This window comes from Pseudomonas sp. S3_C06 (assembly GCF_054667675.1).
On record NZ_CP162747.1, the window covers coordinates 5,064,498 to 5,082,802 of the forward strand.

Annotated in this window: 16 protein-coding genes and 1 pseudogene; 11 read left to right on the top strand and 6 right to left on the bottom strand. The window is 58.8% G+C overall.

Going from position 1 to position 18,305, the window contains the following annotated elements; genetic code table 11:
• The first annotated feature begins 382 nt into the window (after positions 1-382).
• Positions 383-664 carry an HU family DNA-binding protein gene (locus AB4N44_RS22420; RefSeq protein WP_003221909.1) on the top strand — a complete coding sequence of 94 codons (282 nt, stop codon included), beginning with the start codon at positions 383-385 and terminating at the stop codon, positions 662-664.
• Positions 665-1,090: 426 nt separating this feature from the next.
• Here AB4N44_RS22420 and AB4N44_RS22425 read toward each other — a convergent pair whose 3' ends face one another.
• Together AB4N44_RS22425 and rlmF are read right to left on the bottom strand one after the other, a co-directional pair.
• Positions 1,091-2,149 (bottom strand): IS110 family RNA-guided transposase, encoded by a 1,059-nt coding sequence (locus AB4N44_RS22425; protein WP_460111687.1) that lies wholly within the window; start codon positions 2,147-2,149, stop codon positions 1,091-1,093.
• A 146-nt stretch (positions 2,150-2,295) separates the two neighbouring features.
• The gene (rlmF, locus tag AB4N44_RS22430) at positions 2,296-3,315 is read right to left on the bottom strand and encodes a 23S rRNA (adenine(1618)-N(6))-methyltransferase RlmF (protein WP_160038410.1); all 1,020 of its coding nucleotides are present in this window, start codon (positions 3,313-3,315) and stop codon (positions 2,296-2,298) included.
• A gap of 210 nt (positions 3,316-3,525) precedes the next feature.
• Here rlmF and AB4N44_RS22435 point away from each other — a divergent pair, with 210 nt between their 5' ends.
• From AB4N44_RS22435 to AB4N44_RS22445, 3 genes and pseudogenes are all read left to right on the top strand, one after another.
• Positions 3,526-3,933: a hypothetical protein gene (locus tag AB4N44_RS22435; protein WP_127925930.1), complete on the top strand. Its 408-nt coding sequence runs from the start codon at positions 3,526-3,528 to the stop codon at positions 3,931-3,933.
• A 173-nt stretch (positions 3,934-4,106) separates the two neighbouring features.
• Positions 4,107-4,205, top strand: coding sequence for a transposase domain-containing protein (locus tag AB4N44_RS22440; protein ID WP_127925931.1), 99 nt, complete (start codon positions 4,107-4,109; stop codon positions 4,203-4,205).
• Positions 4,198-4,422: pseudogene (locus AB4N44_RS22445) on the top strand (IS4 family transposase); the annotation flags it as partial. The gene AB4N44_RS22440 and the pseudogene AB4N44_RS22445, both read left to right, overlap by 8 nt.
• A gap of 224 nt (positions 4,423-4,646) precedes the next feature.
• Here the strand turns inward: AB4N44_RS22445 and AB4N44_RS22450 are convergent.
• The 4 genes from AB4N44_RS22450 to AB4N44_RS22465 all read right to left on the bottom strand — a co-directional run bounded on the left by AB4N44_RS22450 (position 4,647) and on the right by AB4N44_RS22465 (position 10,067).
• On the bottom strand, positions 4,647-7,493 hold the full coding sequence (locus tag AB4N44_RS22450) for a valine--tRNA ligase (protein ID WP_160038414.1): 2,847 nt from the start codon (positions 7,491-7,493) through the stop codon (positions 4,647-4,649).
• Between the two features lie 193 nt (positions 7,494-7,686).
• Positions 7,687-8,082, bottom strand: a complete 396-nt coding sequence (locus tag AB4N44_RS22455; protein ID WP_150749494.1) for a DNA polymerase III subunit chi — start codon at positions 8,080-8,082, stop codon at positions 7,687-7,689.
• Positions 8,083-8,090: 8 nt separating this feature from the next.
• On the bottom strand, positions 8,091-8,519 hold the full coding sequence (locus AB4N44_RS22460) for a DNA polymerase III subunit chi (RefSeq protein ID WP_127925935.1): 429 nt from the start codon (positions 8,517-8,519) through the stop codon (positions 8,091-8,093).
• A 57-nt stretch (positions 8,520-8,576) separates the two neighbouring features.
• Entirely contained in the window at positions 8,577-10,067 is a 1,491-nt protein-coding gene (locus AB4N44_RS22465) for a leucyl aminopeptidase (RefSeq protein ID WP_127925936.1), read from the bottom strand.
• Positions 10,068-10,643: 576 nt separating this feature from the next.
• On the opposite strand from AB4N44_RS22465, the gene lptF reads away from it, so the two are divergent.
• The 7 genes from lptF (at position 10,644) to recO (ending at position 18,261) form a co-directional block, all read left to right on the top strand.
• A complete protein-coding gene (gene lptF / locus AB4N44_RS22470) occupies positions 10,644-11,765 on the top strand; it encodes an LPS export ABC transporter permease LptF (protein WP_095050952.1) in 1,122 nt (373 codons plus the stop codon).
• Entirely contained in the window at positions 11,758-12,819 is a 1,062-nt protein-coding gene (lptG, locus tag AB4N44_RS22475) for an LPS export ABC transporter permease LptG (protein WP_122843205.1), read from the top strand. The genes lptF and lptG overlap by 8 nt, the downstream gene beginning before the upstream one ends.
• Positions 12,820-12,991: 172 nt before the next feature.
• Positions 12,992-14,791, top strand: coding sequence for a translation elongation factor 4 (lepA, locus tag AB4N44_RS22480; RefSeq protein ID WP_038357686.1), 1,800 nt, complete (start codon positions 12,992-12,994; stop codon positions 14,789-14,791).
• A gap of 5 nt (positions 14,792-14,796) precedes the next feature.
• A complete protein-coding gene (gene lepB, locus AB4N44_RS22485) occupies positions 14,797-15,651 on the top strand; it encodes a signal peptidase I (protein WP_127925937.1) in 855 nt (284 codons plus the stop codon).
• A 169-nt stretch (positions 15,652-15,820) separates the two neighbouring features.
• The gene (gene rnc / locus AB4N44_RS22490) at positions 15,821-16,510 is read left to right on the top strand and encodes a ribonuclease III (RefSeq protein ID WP_016986099.1); all 690 of its coding nucleotides are present in this window, start codon (positions 15,821-15,823) and stop codon (positions 16,508-16,510) included.
• On the top strand, positions 16,503-17,405 hold the full coding sequence (gene era, locus AB4N44_RS22495; RefSeq protein ID WP_016771562.1) for a GTPase Era: 903 nt from the start codon (positions 16,503-16,505) through the stop codon (positions 17,403-17,405). The genes rnc and era overlap by 8 nt, the downstream gene beginning before the upstream one ends.
• A 166-nt stretch (positions 17,406-17,571) precedes the next feature.
• Positions 17,572-18,261, top strand: coding sequence for a DNA repair protein RecO (gene recO / locus AB4N44_RS22500; protein WP_127925938.1), 690 nt, complete (start codon positions 17,572-17,574; stop codon positions 18,259-18,261).
• Positions 18,262-18,305: the final 44 nt, after the last annotated feature.

An 18,305-nucleotide genomic window follows, 5' to 3' on the forward strand; every position in this document is an offset into this window, starting at 1 on the left:
GTTGGAAGGGAGGAGGGCAGGCTCCCCCGAAAAAGCGCCCAGTGTACCGCAACCACTGGTTTTGGCGCGGGTTGTAGGGCAAAACCGGGGCGCGCACTGACGCATATGCAGTTTTTTACCGATTTAGCGCAATAAAGCTGACCAAATGGGTAGCTAGAGGCGGATATTTCCCCGTCTCTGTGCTAGTTTTGCCCGGTCTTACGCGAAGTCACTGCGTTAAGCGTGCAATCAGCATTTGTCAGGTCGAACCAAACCCTGATTTCGGTATCTATAACCCGACTCGTCGTGGTTATCGCCGAGGGTGCCAGATCCAGAAGATCGGGCTCGATGGCTGACACTGCACTCTGCAATCCATATGAATTTGATAGGGAAGGAACACTACATGGCTCTTACTAAAGACCAACTGATCGCCGACATCGCTGAAGCTATCGACGCGCCGAAAACCACCGCGCGTAACGCTCTGGACCAACTGGGCCAAATCGTTGCCGATCAGCTGGAAAACGGCGGCGAAATCACCTTGCCAGGTATCGGCAAGCTGAAAGTGACCGAGCGTCCTGCCCGCACTGGCCGTAACCCTTCGACTGGCGCTGCCATCGAAATCCCTGCGAAGAAAGTGATCAAGCTGGTTGTGGCCAAAGGCCTGACCGACGCTGTGAACAAGTAAGACGCAGCGATAAAAAAACCGTGCTCCGGAGTGATCCGGGCACGGTTTTTTTGTGTCTGCGATTTGGCGAGGAATGACACCGCCTTGTAGGAGCTGTCGAGTGAAACGAGGCTGCGATCTTTTGATCTTGTTCTTCAGGATCAAGATCAAAAGATCGCAGCGTGCCGCAGCTCCTATGTATGGACTCGCCCCACCATTCAACCCGCTTTTGAACACTGCTACCCGGTTGCATCTATGTATAAGGCCTATTCGAGGAAGCGTTAACCGGCTTCTGGCCAACATTGGGTAAGCTCGCGATATGCCGATTACAGTAAGGCCTCAAGGGCCAGTAGGAGCTCAGGCATCAATTCGCGACGGTCTGACCTGGGGTCAATGTTCTTAGCAGGGGTTGAAGCGGCTTAGCGCCTCGGTGGCAGAACTCTTCTATCAGTGACTCATCGTCGCCTCCTGGCCGTTGCCCGGCTGGCGACGATATGTTTGATCGTTTTGCAGCAGCACCCACAAAATCCGAAGGTTGCGATTAGCCAATCGCACCGCAGCTTCCTTGCGACCCAAGCGGTTGATCCAGCGTTGCAGCCGCTGATCGTCCGGCTGGCGTGAATCAGGCCGCAGTTGCCTTAAAACAGCATGAGCGCCCTGGATCGTCAGACTGCGCAAATACGCATCACCATGCTTGCTCATCTTGCCCAGTCGGGTCTTCTCGCCAGAGCTGTGCTGGCTGGGCACCAACCCGAAATAGGCGGCGAACAAGCGGGCGTTGGCGAACCGTTCAGGCTCGGTCTGCTTGGCTATCAGCGCCGTGGCGATGATCGGGCCAACACCGCGCACCGTCATCAGCCGCTTCGCCGTCTCGTCTTCTTTCGCTGCCATTTCCAGTCGGCCGGTCAGCACGTTGACGCGATCGCCCAATTGACTCCATTCGCCCAGCAATTCAGCAATCAGTTCACGCAACAAATCAGGCAGCGGTTGGGTGGCATCTTCCAATATTCGAGGCACGAGCTGGCTGATCGCAATTTCGCCCTGTGCCATGGCCACTCCATGTTCGAGCAGTAAACCGCGCATCTGATTGCCGACCGCAGTGCGCCGCCGCACATATCCCTGACGCGCCCGGTGTAGCGCCTGCATCGCCATCGCGGCTGCGCTCTTGATCGGCACCGCCGAGATTTTGCAGTCGCGGCCGGCACGCAAGATCGCCAAAGCATCGTTGCGATCATTTTTCGGGCCGCTGCGGTGGCTGGCGACCAGTTGAGCGGGCAGGATGCGTACGGGATTACCCTGCATTTGCAGCAACCGCGCCCATGCTTGAGCACCGGGCCCGGTTTCCACCAACACCGTCACGCTCGGAGGAAGCTCACGGAGAAATACCTGAAAGGCTTCGCGTGACTTGATTCTCTCCTCGAATATCAGCAGGCCGAGGGCATCTTCCCCTGCCACCTGGAAAACCCTTTTGGCAAGATCCACTGCGACTGTGGAGCATGCCGACACGTCGGCTGACAAAGACTGATTATTCGTCGTATGCTTTTTCATGGCCTCGCCCTCGCTGTCGTTGGCTTCTATAAGAATGCCACCGTGGCGCACAGACGCCTCGGCTTGGGCGAGTCCATACAATTACAGGGGCATCTGCGCAGCTATCAGCGAACCCAGCGTTCGCGGCGCCAGATCTGCTGCTCGGACTTGGTCTGGAAGGTCCAGGCGACGAAACGGCTTTGCTTCTGACCTTGGGACATCTCCACCACTTGGCTTTCCAGCACGCCGGCCTTTTTCAGCGCGGTTTCGATGGCTGGCAAATTCGAAGCCTTCGACACCAGCGTACTGAACCACAGCACCTTGTGCTGGAAGTTCGCGCTCTCGGCGATCAGTTGCGTCACGAAACGCGCTTCACCGCCTTCACACCACAGCTCAGCCGATTGGCCACCGAAGTTCAGCACCGGCAGTTTGCGTTTCGGGTCGGCCTTGCCCAGTGCACGCCATTTGCGCTCGCTGCCCTTGGTCGCTTCGTCCATCGAAGCGTGGAACGGCGGGTTGCACATGGTCAGGTCAAAGCGCTCACCCGGCTCCAGCAAGCCGATCAGGATGTGCTTGCGGTTTTCCTGCTGACGCAGCTGGATGACTTTATTCAGGTCGTTGGACTGAACGATGGCGCGGGCAGCGGCCACGGCGGTCGGGTCGATCTCCGAACCGAGGAAGTGCCAGCGGTATTCACTGTTACCGATCAGCGGATACACGCAGTTGGCGCCCATGCCGATGTCCAGCACGTTGACGATCGCGCCGCGTGGCACCTTGCCGTCGTTCATGCTGGCCAGCAAATCCGCAAGGAAGTGCACGTAATCGGCACGGCCCGGCACCGGCGGGCAGAGGTAGTCTGCCGGGATGTCCCAGTGTTGAATGCCATAAAACGACTTGAGCAGCGCCCGGTTGAACACTCGCACCGCATCGGGACTAGCGAAGTCGATGCTTTCCTTGCCGTAAGGGTTGGTGATCACAAACTTCGCCAGTTCCGGCGTGGTCTTGATCAGCGCCGGGAAGTCGTAACGACCCTGATGGCGATTGCGCGGGTGCAGGCTGGCCTTTTCACGCGGCTCGGCGGTCTTGGCCGGGGTCGCGGTGTCAGGCTTCTTGCGCGCAGGTTTGGGTGTGCGGGGGGCGTTCATGGGCGTGGTCGATTCGGGTATGGCTGAAAGTGGCGGGTATTGTCCCACATCTAATAACAAGCCAGTCCGTAATGTTGGTGGATGTTCTTTTATATAGCTAAATCATATGAATAACTGTCATTTCTGACAGTTGTAAGGCGCTTTCGCTCCTTGTTTACTGAATTTGCACAAACCAGTGCAAATAAAATCCAATGACACAAGGAAGCTATCATGACTGGCGCAATCACATTTCCGGATGCAGATCTCGACGTTGACCCTAATCAGCCATATCTCAATTGCAACTCGAATCCCATGCAGGGATTAAAAGTTGCAATCGGCCCCCTCAGAGATGTACAGGTCGGCGCGGTATTGAATATTTCCTGGGAGGGGTTCGAAGACAAAGAGTCAACGAAACCTGTTAAGGGAACATTGAATTCCGTGACTCATTTCGTAACCGAAGATGATCGCGAGAAAGGATTTGTCGTGAAGATAGGCGATTATTTTCAGCACCTGAAACCTATCCGGAGTGGCTGGGGGAAGGCCTCCTATACGATTAATGGTGCTGGAATTATTGACGCAAGTCTTAGGGTTTACTTGATATACCCGTCAGGTGATTTCTGTGATGAGGTAACAGATTGAGAAAGAAGCAGGCCATCAGGCCTGATGCCGATCAGTTAAGCCTCTTTGCTTGACCTTTGGCCGCAAGAAATCAAAATCCGATGCCTGTAACCGGCATTGGATTTTTTTATGCGTCTCGCTCGGGCATTGGAACTGACCCACAACATCGCCTCTACCCCTAGCGCCATTGAGGGGTGGATTCTTTGCTCGATCCTGCACTGGTCGAGCAGGCACTGGAACAGGCCGGCTTAGCAACCCTGCGCAAGCGGCGGTTGCCCTTGGAAAGGCACTGAGCGGCATTGGCTGATGCCGTTACGCAAAGGGACGCAGTACGAAGTTATTCAGCGTTTGGGACGTCAGGATGCGGTGGTCTCGTTAAGCACTTCGCCGCAGGCCCGCAAGCAATGGCCGGGATTACCAGAACGCCTGACCGCAAGACTCCTGAGCAAAACCGTCAAGGGCAAGGTCTGTCAGATTTTGACGTCGATGGCCGATCCACTGCATTTCCCATCCGATGGGCGTCTCCGTCGACCGCTCCGGGAACATTGCCAATAATTTTGGCCGAACGGCATGCTTCAGCGCCGCACTACGTGCTGCCGCATCGACGTGAGGAGCGCGCATATCCTCGGGCGATTCGGCTGAAATCACCGAAGTATCCGATCAAAAAAAATGCCAGTCAGCTTAACTGACTGGCATTAGGCCGTTGTAGCCGCCCTTTTTAAAGCGATTTGCCGTTACAGGCTGGCAATCCGCGCGTGCTGCTCGGCCAGTTTGCCCAGGGCTTGTTCAGCCTCGGCCAGTTTGGCGCGTTCCTTCTCGATGACTTCGGCCGGGGCCTTGTCGACGAAACCGGCATTGGACAGTTTGCCGCCAACCCGCTGGACCTCGCCCTGCAGACGCAGGATTTCCTTGTCCAGGCGTGCCAGCTCGGCGCCCTTGTCGATCAGACCGGCCATCGGCACCAGCACTTCCATCTCGCCAACCAGCGCGGTGGCGGACAGCGGTGCTTCTTCACCAGCCTGTAGAACGGTGATCGATTCCAGACGCGCCAGTTTCTTCAGCAGCGCTTCGTTCTCGGTCAGGCGGCGCTGGTCTTCAGCGCTGACGTTCTTCAGGTAGATCGGCAGTGGCTTGCCCGGGCCGATGTTCATTTCGCCACGGATGTTACGCGTGCCGAGCATCAGTTCCTTGAGCCATTCGATGTCGTCTTCGGCCGCCGGATCAATGCGCTCTTCGTTGGCCACTGGCCACGCTTGCAGCATGATCGTCTTGCCCTGAATGCCGGCCAGCGGCGCGATGCGCTGCCAGATTTCTTCAGTGATGAACGGCATGAACGGGTGCGCCAGACGCAGCGCCACTTCCAGTACGCGTACCAGCGTACGGCGAGTACCGCGCTGACGTTCAACCGGCGCGTTCTCGTCCCACAGCACTGGCTTGGACAATTCCAGGTACCAGTCGCAGTACTGGTTCCAGATGAACTCGTACAGCGCTTGCGCCGCCAGGTCGAAACGGAACTGATCGAGTTGACGGGTCACTTCGGCTTCGGTGCGTTGCAACTGCGAGATGATCCAGCGATCTGCCAGCGACAGCTCGTAGGCTTCGCCGTTCTGGCCGCAGTCTTCGCCCTTGTCCAGAACATAACGCGCGGCGTTCCAGATCTTGTTGCAGAAGTTGCGATAGCCTTCAACACGGCCCATGTCGAATTTGATGTCGCGACCGGTCGAGGCCAGCGAGCAGAAGGTGAAGCGCAGGGCGTCGGTGCCGTAGCTGGCGATGCCATCGGCGAACTCGTCGCGGGTCTGCTTCTCGATCTTCTTCGCCAGTTTCGGCTGCATCAGGCCGGAGGTGCGCTTCTGCACCAGGTCTTCCAGCTCGATACCGTCGATGATGTCCAGCGGGTCCAGGACGTTGCCCTTGGACTTGGACATCTTCTGGCCCTGGCCATCGCGCACCAGACCGTGCACATAAACGGTCTTGAACGGAACTTGTGGCGTGCCGTCTTCGTTCTTGATCAGGTGCATGGTCAGCATGATCATCCGGGCAACCCAGAAGAAAATGATGTCGAAGCCCGTCACCAGTACGTCGGTGGAGTGGAATTTCTTCAGGAACTCGGTCTGCTCAGGCCAGCCGAGGGTGGAGAAGGTCCACAGGCCGGAGCTGAACCAGGTGTCGAGTACGTCGTTGTCCTGCTGCAGGGCAACGTCCGGACCGAGGTTGTGCTTGGCACGCACTTCGGCTTCGTCGCGACCTACATAGACCTTGCCCGACTCGTCGTACCAGGCTGGAATCCGGTGGCCCCACCACAGCTGGCGGCTGATGCACCAGTCCTGGATGTCGCGCATCCACGAGAAGTACATGTTTTCATACTGCTTCGGCACGAACTGGATGCGACCGTCTTCAACGGCGGCAATTGCAGGCTCGGCCAAAGGCTTGGTCGACACGTACCACTGGTCGGTCAACCACGGCTCGATGATGGTGCCGGAGCGGTCGCCTTTCGGTACTTTCAGGCCGTGGTCGTTGACGCTGACCAGCAGGCCGGCGGCGTCGAACGCAGCAACGATTTGCTTACGCGCTTCAAAACGCTCAAGACCGGCGTATTCAGCCGGAATCGCGCCGTCGATACTGTCGTTCAGCGTGCCATCAAGGTTGAACACCTGCGCTGCCGGCAGCACGTTGGCGTTCTTGTCGAAGATATTCAGCAGCGGCAGGTTGTGGCGCTTGCCGACTTCGTAGTCGTTGAAATCGTGGGCCGGGGTGATTTTCACGCAACCGGTGCCGAATTCAGGATCGCAGTAATCGTCGGCGATGATCGGGATGCGGCGGCCAACCAGTGGCAGCTCGACAAACTTGCCGATCAGGGCCTGGTAGCGCTCGTCGTTCGGGTTCACCGCAACGGCGGAGTCGCCGAGCATGGTTTCCGGACGGGTGGTCGCGACAATCAGGAAATCGTTGCCATCAGCGGTTTTCGCGCCGTCGGCCAACGGGTACTTCAGGTTCCACAGGAAACCTTTCTCGTCGTGGTTTTCCACTTCGAGGTCGGAAATCGCCGTGTGCAGTTTGGTGTCCCAGTTGACCAGGCGCTTGCCGCGATAGATCAGGCCGTCTTCGTGCAGGCGTACGAAGGCTTCTTTAACCGCTTCCGAGAGGCCGTCGTCCATGGTGAAGCGCTCGCGGCTCCAGTCAACGGACGAGCCGAGGCGGCGGATCTGACGGCTGATGTTGCCGCCGGACTGATCCTTCCACTCCCAGACTTTCTCGAGGAATTTTTCACGGCCCAGATCATGGCGATTCTGGCCCTGGGCTTCGAGTTGACGCTCCACCAGCATCTGCGTGGCGATACCGGCGTGGTCGGTGCCCGGCTGCCACAGGGTGTTGCGCCCCTGCATGCGGCGGAAACGGATCAAGGCGTCCATGATCGCGTTGTTGAAACCGTGACCCATGTGCAGGCTGCCGGTGACGTTCGGCGGCGGGATCATGATGGTGTAGGAGTCGCCCGCGCCTTGCGGGGCGAAGTAGTTCTCGGACTCCCAGGTGTTGTACCAGGAAGTTTCAATGGCGTGCGGCTGGTAGGTCTTATCCATGCGCGGCGGGACCCTATTGGCATTAATTCAGGAAAAGCCGACGAGTATAGCGGGGCATGGGGCCGAGGGCGAGCGGGGCGGGCCCGGAGGGGAGCTAAATGTAGGAGCTGCCGAAGGCTGCAATCCCTTGACTTCGGTTTTTAAAAACAAGATCAAAAGATCGCAGCCTGCGGCAGCTCCTACACGGGGCGCGTTATTCGTACTGGCTGAGGAGCCGTTCCATGCGCGCATCGAGACGGCGTTTGATTTCGGTTTCGATGTGCGGCGCGAAGTCGTCGATCACGTCTTGCATGATCAATTGCGCAGCGGCGCGCAGTTCGCTGTCGAGGTGGAGCAGGGCGTCCGGGCCTTTATCCACAGGTGCCGCCGGTTGTACGGCGGGTGCCGGAGCTGGCGCGGGTGGTGGTTCGACAGTGGCCGGCTCGTTGCCAACCGAATCGAACAACATCGGAATCTGTTCCTGTTCGCCGTCATCGACCGTATCGGTCAGCAGTGGCGGTTGCAGGTTGTCGTCGCCGAGCAACTGGCGGATCGATTCGAGATCGTCCAGCAGATGTGCGGACTTTTGCTGCGGTTTCGGAGTGTCCATTGGAATGCTCAGAGTCGCTGTAAACGGTGATCTTGCAGAGGATAGCCCTGTTCGCGGTAGAAACGGAAACTCTCCCGCGCGGCCGCTCGAATCGTCGGATCTTCCACTACCACTTCCGCCACTCGGGCGAATTTGCTGGCGAAGCCCGGGACTTTCAGGTCGAGATTGACCAGCAAATCCTGATGCTGACCGCAGTCCTCACCCAATCCCAACACAATCAAACCGTCCGGTTCGCTGTCGGCCGGGCCATGCGGCACGAAGGTTTCGCCCTTGAATGCCCACAGGCGCGCATCAAGATCGTCACGCTGAGCCGCGTCGCTGCAATGCAGGTAGATGCGGTGGCCCATGCGCCAGGCTTTCTCGGTGAGCTTGCAGGCAAAGTCCAGACGAGCCGAAGGGTCGGCGCTGGGCAGGATATAGAAGTCGACTTTGGTCATTGCGGTTCCAGAGCAGCAAGCGGCGTCACCCGAAAGTGACGCCGCCCGTCAGCGGGTTCAGGCTTTGGCGCGATCCAGCAGGTACTGGGTCAGCAGAGGCACCGGACGGCCGGTTGCACCTTTGTCCTTGCCGCCGCTGGTCCATGCGGTGCCCGCGATGTCCAGGTGCGCCCAGTTGAGGTTCTTGGTGAAGCGCGACAGGAAGCATGCAGCCGTAATGGTGCCGGCTTTCGGCCCGCCAATGTTGGCGATGTCGGCGAACGGGCTGTCCAGTTGCTCTTGGTACTCGTCGAACAGCGGCAGTTGCCAGGCGCGGTCGTCAGCGGCTTTGCCGGCGCTGAGCAGTTGGCCGATCAGTTCGTCGTTGTTGCCCAGCAGGCCCGAAGTGTGGGCGCCCAAGGCAACGACGCAAGCGCCGGTCAGGGTGGCAATGTCGATCACTGCCTGCGGCTTGAATCGCTCGGAATAGGTCAGCGCGTCGCACAGCACCAGACGGCCTTCGGCGTCGGTGTTGAGGATTTCCACGGTCTGGCCGCTCATGGTGGTGACGATGTCGCCCGGACGGGTTGCATTGCCGCTCGGCATGTTCTCGGCGCAGGCGAGGATGCACACAAGGTTGATCGGCAGTTTCAGTTCAAGTACGGCACGCAGGGTACCGAACACGGACGCCGCGCCGCCCATGTCGTACTTCATTTCGTCCATGCCGGCGCCTGGTTTCAGGCTGATACCGCCGGTGTCGAAGGTGATGCCTTTGCCGACGAGGGCGTACGGCTTCTCGGATTTCTTGCCACCGTTGTATTGCATCACGATCAGGCGCGGCGGTTGCTCGCTGCCTTGGCCGACGGCGTAGAACGAGCCCATACCGAGGGATTTGATCTTCTTCTCGTCGAGGACTTCGACTTTCAGATCCTTGAATTCTTTGCCCAGATTCTTGGCTTGTTCACCGAGGAACGTCGGGTGGCAGATGTTCGGCGGCAGGTTGCCCAGGTCGCGGGTGAAGGCCATGCCATTGGCGATCGCGGTGGCGTGGTTCACGGCGCGCTGCACTTCGGCTTGCGCGGCCTTGATGGTCAGCAGGGTGATTTTCTTCAGCGCGCGCGGTTCGGCTTTCTGGCTCTTGAACTGGTCGAAGGTGTATTCGCCGTCCACCAGAGTTTCCGCCAGCAGGCGGGTTTTGCCGTAGCTGTCACGATTTTTGACAATGACTTCATCCAGCGCCAGCACGGCGTCGCTGCCACCCAGACCCTTGAGGGTGTTGAGGATGCCGGCAACGATTTTGCGGAACGGACGGTCGCCCAGTTCTTCATCCTTGCCCACGCCGACCAGCAGCACGCGCTCGGCTTTGAGGTTCGGCAGGCTGTGCAGCAACAGGCTCTGGCCAACCTTGCCGGCCAGATCGCCACGCTTGAGCACGGCGCTGATCGCGCCACCGCTGAGTTCGTCGACCTGTTTGGCGGCGACGCCGAGTTTGCGGCCTTCGCCGACGGCAACCACCAGGGTGGCGGTTTTCAACGTTTCTGGGCTAACGCTTTTTACAACCAGTTCCATGTCCGGATCCCTGAATGAATGGTCAACACGCAGGCGTTCGACGGTGTCCGCAGTCGCCTGCTTATAGATAGAAGAGGCGCAGGCCAAAGCCTGCGACAAGGGCCGCAGTTTGAACCCCGCTCCCCGCACCTGACAACCCTAGGGGGCGTTCTCAATTAGTTTCCACGCCGCGTTGTCGCCTTAAAGTCAGCCAGGCAAGGCGCAGGCCGCTGGGAATGGTTGTTCCCTTTCCAAGGCCTGCAACGCAGACTGGCCGGCTTTAAGGCACAACCCGAAGGGCCGGGCCTGCTGTTGTGCAGGGCTGCGTTGCTCGAAGCTTATTTGGAATGACCAAACCACGCTTCTCGCGCCTTGCCCTGCACAACAGCAGACCCGGCGCGGTGTGAAAACTAATTGAGAACGCCCCCTAGGTTGTACGATCTGCAAAGGATTACAACGATGGATGAGTGTGCGCAGTGACAGGCGCCCCCAATCACAGGATAATGCCGCATCTTTTTTCGACGGCTCTGCGTTGCGGGCCGGTCGATGTGTTTGCTTGTTTGGCCGCCTTAGCCTGACAACCCTGGAGTGTCTGGTTTGATCGTCTTCCGTTATCTGTCCCGCGAAGTCCTGTTGACCCTCAGCGCCGTGAGTGCCGTGCTGCTGGTCATCATCATGAGCGGTCGCTTCATCAAATACCTGGCGCAGGCCGCTGCCGGCCAGCTCGATCCGGGCTCGTTGTTCCTGATCATGGGCTTTCGTCTGCCGGGTTTCCTGCAACTGATTCTGCCGCTGGGCCTGTTTCTCGGCATCCTGCTGGCGTACGGTCGCCTGTATCTTGAAAGCGAAATGACCGTGCTGTCGGCCACCGGCATGAGCCAGCAGAAGCTGTTTCGCATGACCCTGTTTCCGGCGACGCTGGTTGCATTGGTCGTGGCATGGCTGAGCCTGGGCCTGGCCCCGCAAGGCGCCAATCAGTTTCAGTTACTCCTGAACAAGCAGGATGCACTGACTGAATTCGATACCCTTGAACCGGGGCGTTTCCAGGCGCTGCGTGACGGCACTCGGGTGACTTACACCGAAACCCTGAGCGACGATCGCGTCAATCTGGGCAGTGTATTCATTTCGCAGAAGAATCTCGGAGCCGATCAAAAGGATCGCGGGATTTCCGTGCTGGTGGCCGAAAGTGGTCGCCAGGAAGTGCGCCCCGACGGCAACCGCTATCTGATCCTCGATAACGGCTACCGCTACGACGGCAGCCCGGGTCAGGCCGATTACCGTGCCATTCATTACGAAACCTACGGCGTGCTGCTGCCCAAGCCGGACGTCAGCGAAGAAGTCACCGACCGTGACGCCATGCCGACCTCGTCTCTGCTGGGCAGCGATGACATCCGCTCCAAAACCGAACTGCAATGGCGTTTGTCCCTGCCGCTGCTGGTGTTTATCGTGACCCTGATGGCGGTGCCGCTGTCGCGAGTCAATCCGCGCCAAGGGCGTTTCCTCAAGCTGCTGCCGGCGATTCTTCTTTATATGGCTTATCTGACCATCCTGATTGCCGCGCGCGGCGCCCTTGAAAAAGGCAAGATTCCACCGGCCCTTGGCCTGTGGTGGGTGCACGCGATCTTCCTGTTCATCGGTCTCGGCCTGCTCTATTGGGAGCCGCTGCGTCTGAAAATGGCCAGCCGTCGCGCCGCTGCGCTGGAGGTGGCCCGTGGTTAAACTCGACCGCTACATCGGCAGCAGCGTGTTCATGGCGATCATCGCCGTGCTGGCAATCATCCTCGGTCTGGCAACGCTTTTCGCGTTCATCGATGAGATGGGTGATGTCAGCGACACCTACACCCTCGTTGATGTTCTCAGCTTCGTGTTGCTGACCGCGCCACGCCGTCTCTACGAAATGTTGCCAATGGCCGCGTTGATCGGTTGCCTGATCGGCCTCGGCAGTCTGGCCAGCAGCAGTGAGCTGACCGTCATGCGCGCCGCTGGCGTGTCCATCGGCCGGATCGTCTGGGCGGTGATGAAGCCAATGCTGGTGCTGATGCTGGCTGGCGTGCTGATCGGCGAATACGTTGCTCCGGCGACCGAAAGCATGGCGCAGGCCAACCGTTCGCTGGCGCAAGGCAGCGGCGACGCGCAAAGCGCCAAGCACGGTATGTGGCACCGTCAGGGTGAAGAGTTCATCCACATCAACGCCGTGCAACCGAACGGCTTGCTGTATGGCGTGACCCGTTATCACTTCGACAAGGAGCGCCATCTGCTCAGTTCGAGCTTCGCCAAAAAGGCTGAGTTCGATGGCAATCACTGGCAGCTCACCGATGTGGCGACGACCAAATTCAATGAGCGCAGCACTGAAGTGGTGAATATGCCGACCGAGCGCTGGGACGTGTCCCTGAGCCCGCAATTGCTGAGCACCGTGGTCATGGCCCCGGAATCGCTGTCGATCAGCGGCCTGTGGGGTTACATCCACTATCTGTCCGAGCAAGGTTTGAGTAACGGCCGTTACTGGCTGGCATTTTGGGTCAAGGTGTTGCAGCCGCTGGTGACCGCCGCGCTGGTACTGATGGCGATCTCCTTCATCTTCGGTCCGCTGCGTTCGGTGACCCTCGGTCAGCGGGTGTTCACCGGCGTGCTGGTCGGTTTCACGTTCCGCATCGTCCAGGATTTGCTGGGCCCGTCGAGCCTGGTGTTCGGTTTCTCGCCGCTGTTCGCGGTACTGGTGCCGGCCGGGGTTTGTGCGCTGGCGGGTGTCTGGCTGCTGCGAAGAGCCGGTTGATCGGCTCTTTTCTGCCAATGTTTCCGCTTTGAGAACGCCTCGGTCGACAGAACGAGGCGTTTTTGCATGCAGTCCGGGTGACAGGTGAACGTGACGCTTGCGCCGTGTATCAGGTACAATTCCCGGCTATTTTTCGGCGGGCCATGCCTGCAGCCTTTTTGAGTGTTGATCCGTGAGTGATTTGAGTCATATCCGCAATTTCTCCATCATCGCCCACATTGACCATGGCAAGTCGACGCTGGCTGACCGTTTCATCCAGATGTGTGGCGGCCTGGCCGAGCGTGAAATGGAAGCCCAGGTACTGGATTCCATGGATCTGGAGCGTGAACGCGGGATCACCATCAAGGCCCACAGCGTCACCCTTTATTACACGGCCAAAGACGGCATCAAGTACCAGCTGAACTTCATTGACACCCCGGGCCACGTCGACTTCACCTACGAAGTCAGCCGTTCCCTGGCCGCGTGTGAAGGTGCGTTGCTGGTGGTCGATGCCGGTCAAGGTGTTGAAGCCCAGTCCGTGGCCAACTGCTACACCGCGATCGAGCAGGGCCTTGAGGTCATGCCGGTACTGAACAAGATCGACCTGCCGCAGGCCGATCCTGATCGCGTCAAGGACGAGATCGAGAAGATCATCGGCATCGACGCCACCGACGCCGTCACCTGCAGCGCCAAGACTGGCCTGGGTGTCGACGAAGTGCTTGAGCGTCTGGTGCACACCATTCCTGCGCCGACCGGCAACATCGAAGATCCGCTGCAAGCGTTGATCATCGACTCCTGGTTCGACAACTATCTGGGCGTTGTCTCCCTGGTGCGCGTGCGTCATGGCCGCGTGAAGAAGGGCGACAAGATCCTCGTCAAGTCCACCGGCAAGATCCATCTGGTCGACAGCGTTGGCGTGTTCAACCCGAAGCACACCGCCACGTCTGACCTGAAGGCCGGCGAAGTGGGCTTCATCATCGCCAGCATCAAGGACATTCACGGTGCACCGGTCGGTGACACCCTGACCCTGAGCTCGACCCCGGACGTTGAAGTGCTGCCCGGCTTCAAACGCATCCAGCCACAGGTTTACGCCGGTCTGTTCCCGGTCAGCTCCGACGACTTCGAAGATTTCCGCGAAGCGCTGCAGAAGCTGACCCTCAACGACTCGTCGCTGCAGTACACCCCGGAAAGCTCCGACGCACTGGGCTTCGGCTTCCGTTGCGGCTTCCTTGGCATGCTGCACATGGAGATCATTCAGGAGCGCCTGGAGCGCGAGTACGACCTGGACCTGATCACCACCGCGCCAACCGTAATCTTCGAGCTGGTACTGAAAACCGGTGAAACGATTTACGTCGACAACCCATCCAAGCTTCCGGATGTCTCGTCGATCGAAGACATGCGCGAGCCGATCGTGCGCGCCAATATTCTGGTGCCGCAGGAACACCTGGGCAACGTCATCACCCTGTGCATCGAGAAGCGCGGCGTTCAAGTCGACATGCTGTTCCTCGGCAATCAGGTGCAAGTCACTTACGACCTGCCGATGAACGAAGTGGTCCTGGACTTCTTCGACCGTCTCAAATCCACCAGTCGCGGCTATGCTTCGCTGGATTACCATTTCGACCGTTACCAATCGGCTAATCTGGTGAAACTGGACGTGTTGATCAACGGCGACAAGGTCGATGCCCTCGCATTGATCGTGCACCGTGACAACTCGCACTACAAAGGTCGCCAGTTGACCGAGAAGATGAAAGAACTGATTCCTCGTCAGATGTTCGACGTGGCGATTCAAGCTGCCATTGGTGGTCAGATCGTTGCCCGGACAACCGTCAAGGCACTCAGAAAGAACGTATTGGCCAAATGCTACGGTGGTGACGTCAGCCGTAAGAAGAAACTGCTCGAGAAGCAAAAGGCCGGTAAGAAACGCATGAAGCAGGTCGGCAACGTGGAAATTCCACAAGAAGCCTTCCTTGCCGTGCTCAGGTTGGATAGTTAGGTCCTATGTCACTAAATTTCCCGCTGTTGCTGGTCATCGCCGTGTTCGTCTGCGGCCTGTTGGCGTTGCTTGATCTGTTGATCCTGGCACCGCGTCGGCGTGCTGCCATTGCCTCTTATCAAGGCAGCGTCAGCCAGCCTGACGGGGTGGTCGTTGAAAAACTGAATAAAGAACCGCTGCTGGTTGAATACGGCAAGTCGTTCTTCCCGGTGTTGTTCATCGTTCTGGTGCTGCGTTCGTTCCTCGTGGAGCCGTTCCAGATTCCTTCGGGCTCGATGAAGCCAACCCTGGACGTCGGCGACTTCATTCTGGTGAACAAGTTTTCTTACGGGATCCGCCTGCCGGTGGTCGACAAGAAAATCATCGAAGTCGGTGATCCGCAGCGCGGCGATGTGATGGTGTTCCGCTACCCGAGCGATCCGAACGTCAACTACATCAAACGTGTGGTCGGTCTGCCGGGTGACACGGTGCGCTACACCGCCGACAAGCGTCTGTTCGTCAACGGCGAGTCGATTGCCGAGCAGATGGTCGGCGCCGAGCCGGGCACGCTGGGCAGTGCCGAACTGTACAAAGAGAAACTGGGCGCCGCCGAGCATCTGATCCGCAAGGAAATGAGCCGCTACCGCGCCACGCCGGACCGCTCGTGGACAGTGCCTGCCGGGCACTACTTCATGATGGGCGACAACCGCGACAACTCGAACGACAGTCGCTATTGGGATGATCCGAACATTCCCAAGGATCTGCTGGGCATGGTTCCCGACCAGAATATCGTCGGCAAGGCCTTCGCGGTCTGGATGAGCTGGCCGGAACCGAAACTCAGTCACCTGCCGAATTTCTCGCGGGTTGGCCTGATCAAGTAATCACACACGGCGCTGTTGACCACAGCGCCGAATGCATTTCTGGAGCCGGCACAATCGGCTTCGCAATCGCCAGGATTTAATTTTTGAACACAGCGTTAATTGTCCCAGGCCTGCGCCGCATCCCGGCGATGGCAGTGGAATCCAGCCACGAACTCAGCGTGGGTAAACCGTGAGCGTTTCTCTAAGCCGTCTCGAGCGTCAGCTCGGTTACACCTTCAAGGATCAGGAGCTGATGCTGCTGGCCCTCACGCACCGCAGTTTTGCCGGGCGTAACAACGAACGCCTGGAATTCCTCGGCGATGCCATCCTCAACTTCGTTGCCGGCGAGGCACTCTTCGATCGCTTCCCGCTGGCCCGCGAAGGCCAGTTGTCGCGTTTGCGCGCACGCTTGGTAAAAGGTGAGACGCTGGCCGTACTGGCGCGCGGTTTCGACCTTGGCGATTACCTGCGACTGGGTTCCGGTGAGTTGAAAAGCGGCGGCTTCCGTCGCGAATCGATTCTGGCCGACGCCCTCGAAGCCTTGATCGGTGCGATCTATCTTGATGCCGGCATGGACATGGCGCGTGAGCGCGTGCTGGCCTGGCTGGCCGGCGAGTTCGAAGGCCTGACGCTGGTCGACACCAACAAGGATCCGAAGACCCGCCTGCAGGAACACCTGCAATCGCGCGGTTGCGATCTGCCACGCTATGAAGTGGTGGATATCCAGGGCGAGCCGCACTGCCGAACCTTCTTCGTCGAGTGCGAAGTTGTCTTACTGAATGAAAAAAGCCGAGGTCAGGGTGTGAGCCGTCGTATTGCCGAACAGGTAGCGGCCGCTGCAGCACTGATTGCCCTGGGCGTGGAGAATGGCAATGACTGATACAAATGCAACTCGCTGTGGCTATGTTGCCATCGTCGGCCGTCCCAACGTCGGTAAGTCGACGCTGCTGAACCACATCCTTGGCCAGAAACTCGCGATTACCTCTCGCAAGCCGCAGACCACCCGCCACAACATGCTCGGGATCAAAACCGAAGGTGACGTGCAAGCGATCTACGTCGACACCCCCGGCATGCACAAGGGTGGCGAAAAGGCTCTGAACCGTTACATGAACAAAACCGCTTCGGCGGCGTTGAAAGACGTCGATGTGGTGATTTTCGTCGTTGACCGCACCAAGTGGACCGACGAAGACCAGATGGTTCTCGAGCGCGTGCAGTACGTGACCGGCCCGCTGATCGTCGCGCTGAACAAGACCGACCGCATCGAAGACAAAGCCGAGCTGATGCCGCACCTCAGCTGGTTGCAGGAACAGCTGCCGAACGCGCAGATCATTCCGATTTCCGCGCAGCACGGGCACAACCTCGAAGCGCTGGAAAAAGTGATTGCCGATCATCTGCCGGAGAACGATCACTTCTTCCCGGAAGACCAGATCACTGACCGCAGCAGCCGTTTCCTCGCTGCTGAACTGGTGCGCGAGAAAATCATGCGCCAGATGGGCGCCGAGCTGCCGTACCAGATCACCGTCGAAATCGAAGAGTTCAAGCAGCAGGGCAAAACACTGCACATCCACGCTTTGATCCTCGTTGAACGTGACGGCCAGAAGAAGATCATCATTGGCGACAAGGGCGAGCGCATCAAGCGCATCGGCACCGAAGCGCGCAAGGACATGGAGCTGCTGTTCGACTCCAAGATCATGCTCAACCTGTGGGTCAAGGTGAAGGGCGGCTGGTCTGACGACGAGCGTGCGCTGCGTTCGCTGGGTTACGGCGACCTGTAATCACCGTTCCAGAGAACACCGATACCCACTGTGGGAGCGAGCCTGCTCGCGAAGGGATGTAACATTCAGCATTGATGTTGACTGTCACTCCGCTTTCGCGAGCAGGCTCGCTCCCACAGTGGTTTTTGGGTTGTGTGTAAATCTGCGTTTCTTCATCGAGAACTCAATGTCGCAAAACCCGCCTCCCGCCCAACCTGCCTACGTCCTGCACAGTCGCGCCTATCGCGAAACCAGTGCGTTGGTGGATTTCCTCACGCCGCAAGGGCGGCTGCGGGCGGTGTTGCGCAGTGCGCGGGGCAAGGCCGGGACATTGGCGCGGCCGTTCGTGTCGCTGGAAGTCGAATTCCGTGGCAAGGGGGAGCTGAAGAATGTCGGACGTATGGAGAGTTCTGGCACTTCGGCGTGGCTCAATGGCGAGGCGCTGTTCAGTGGTCTCTATCTCAATGAGCTGCTGATCCGTCTGCTGCCCGCTGAAGATCCGCACCCGGGTGTATTCGATCACTACGCCGCGACCTTGCTGGCACTGGCTGAAGGCCGTCCGCTGGAGCCGTTGCTACGTTCGTTCGAATGGCGACTGTTGGACGATCTCGGTTATGGCTTCTCGCTGAACACCGATATCCACGGCGAGCCCGTCGCGCCAGACGGTCTCTATCGTCTGCAAGTGGATGCGGGGCTTGAGCGGGTTTTCCTATTGCAACCCGGCCTGTTCAACGGCGTCGAATTACTGGCCATGGCCGAAGCCGACTGGAGCGCTCCCGGCGCGTTGTCCGCCGCCAAGCGCTTGATGAGGCAGGCCTTGGCCGTTCATTTGGGCGGTCGCCCTCTCGTCAGTCGCGAGCTGTTTCGCAAGCCCTAGCCCCGTGTATGCTGTGCGCCGAATCTTTTCCTTCAGGAGCGCGC

Coding starts and splice junctions, on each gene's coding strand:
- AB4N44_RS22420 (WP_003221909.1), top strand. CDS start 383: ATGGCTCTTACTAAAGACCAACTGATCGCCGACATCGCTGAAGCTATC.
- rlmF (WP_160038410.1), bottom strand. CDS start 3,315: ATGAACGCCCCCCGCACACCCAAACCTGCGCGCAAGAAGCCTGACACC.
- AB4N44_RS22435 (WP_127925930.1), top strand. CDS start 3,526: ATGACTGGCGCAATCACATTTCCGGATGCAGATCTCGACGTTGACCCT.
- AB4N44_RS22450 (WP_160038414.1), bottom strand. CDS start 7,493: ATGGATAAGACCTACCAGCCGCACGCCATTGAAACTTCCTGGTACAAC.
- AB4N44_RS22455 (WP_150749494.1), bottom strand. CDS start 8,082: ATGGACACTCCGAAACCGCAGCAAAAGTCCGCACATCTGCTGGACGAT.
- AB4N44_RS22460 (WP_127925935.1), bottom strand. CDS start 8,519: ATGACCAAAGTCGACTTCTATATCCTGCCCAGCGCCGACCCTTCGGCT.
- AB4N44_RS22465 (WP_127925936.1), bottom strand. CDS start 10,067: ATGGAACTGGTTGTAAAAAGCGTTAGCCCAGAAACGTTGAAAACCGCC.
- lepB (WP_127925937.1), top strand. CDS start 14,797: ATGTCACTAAATTTCCCGCTGTTGCTGGTCATCGCCGTGTTCGTCTGC.
- era (WP_016771562.1), top strand. CDS start 16,503: ATGACTGATACAAATGCAACTCGCTGTGGCTATGTTGCCATCGTCGGC.
- recO (WP_127925938.1), top strand. CDS start 17,572: ATGTCGCAAAACCCGCCTCCCGCCCAACCTGCCTACGTCCTGCACAGT.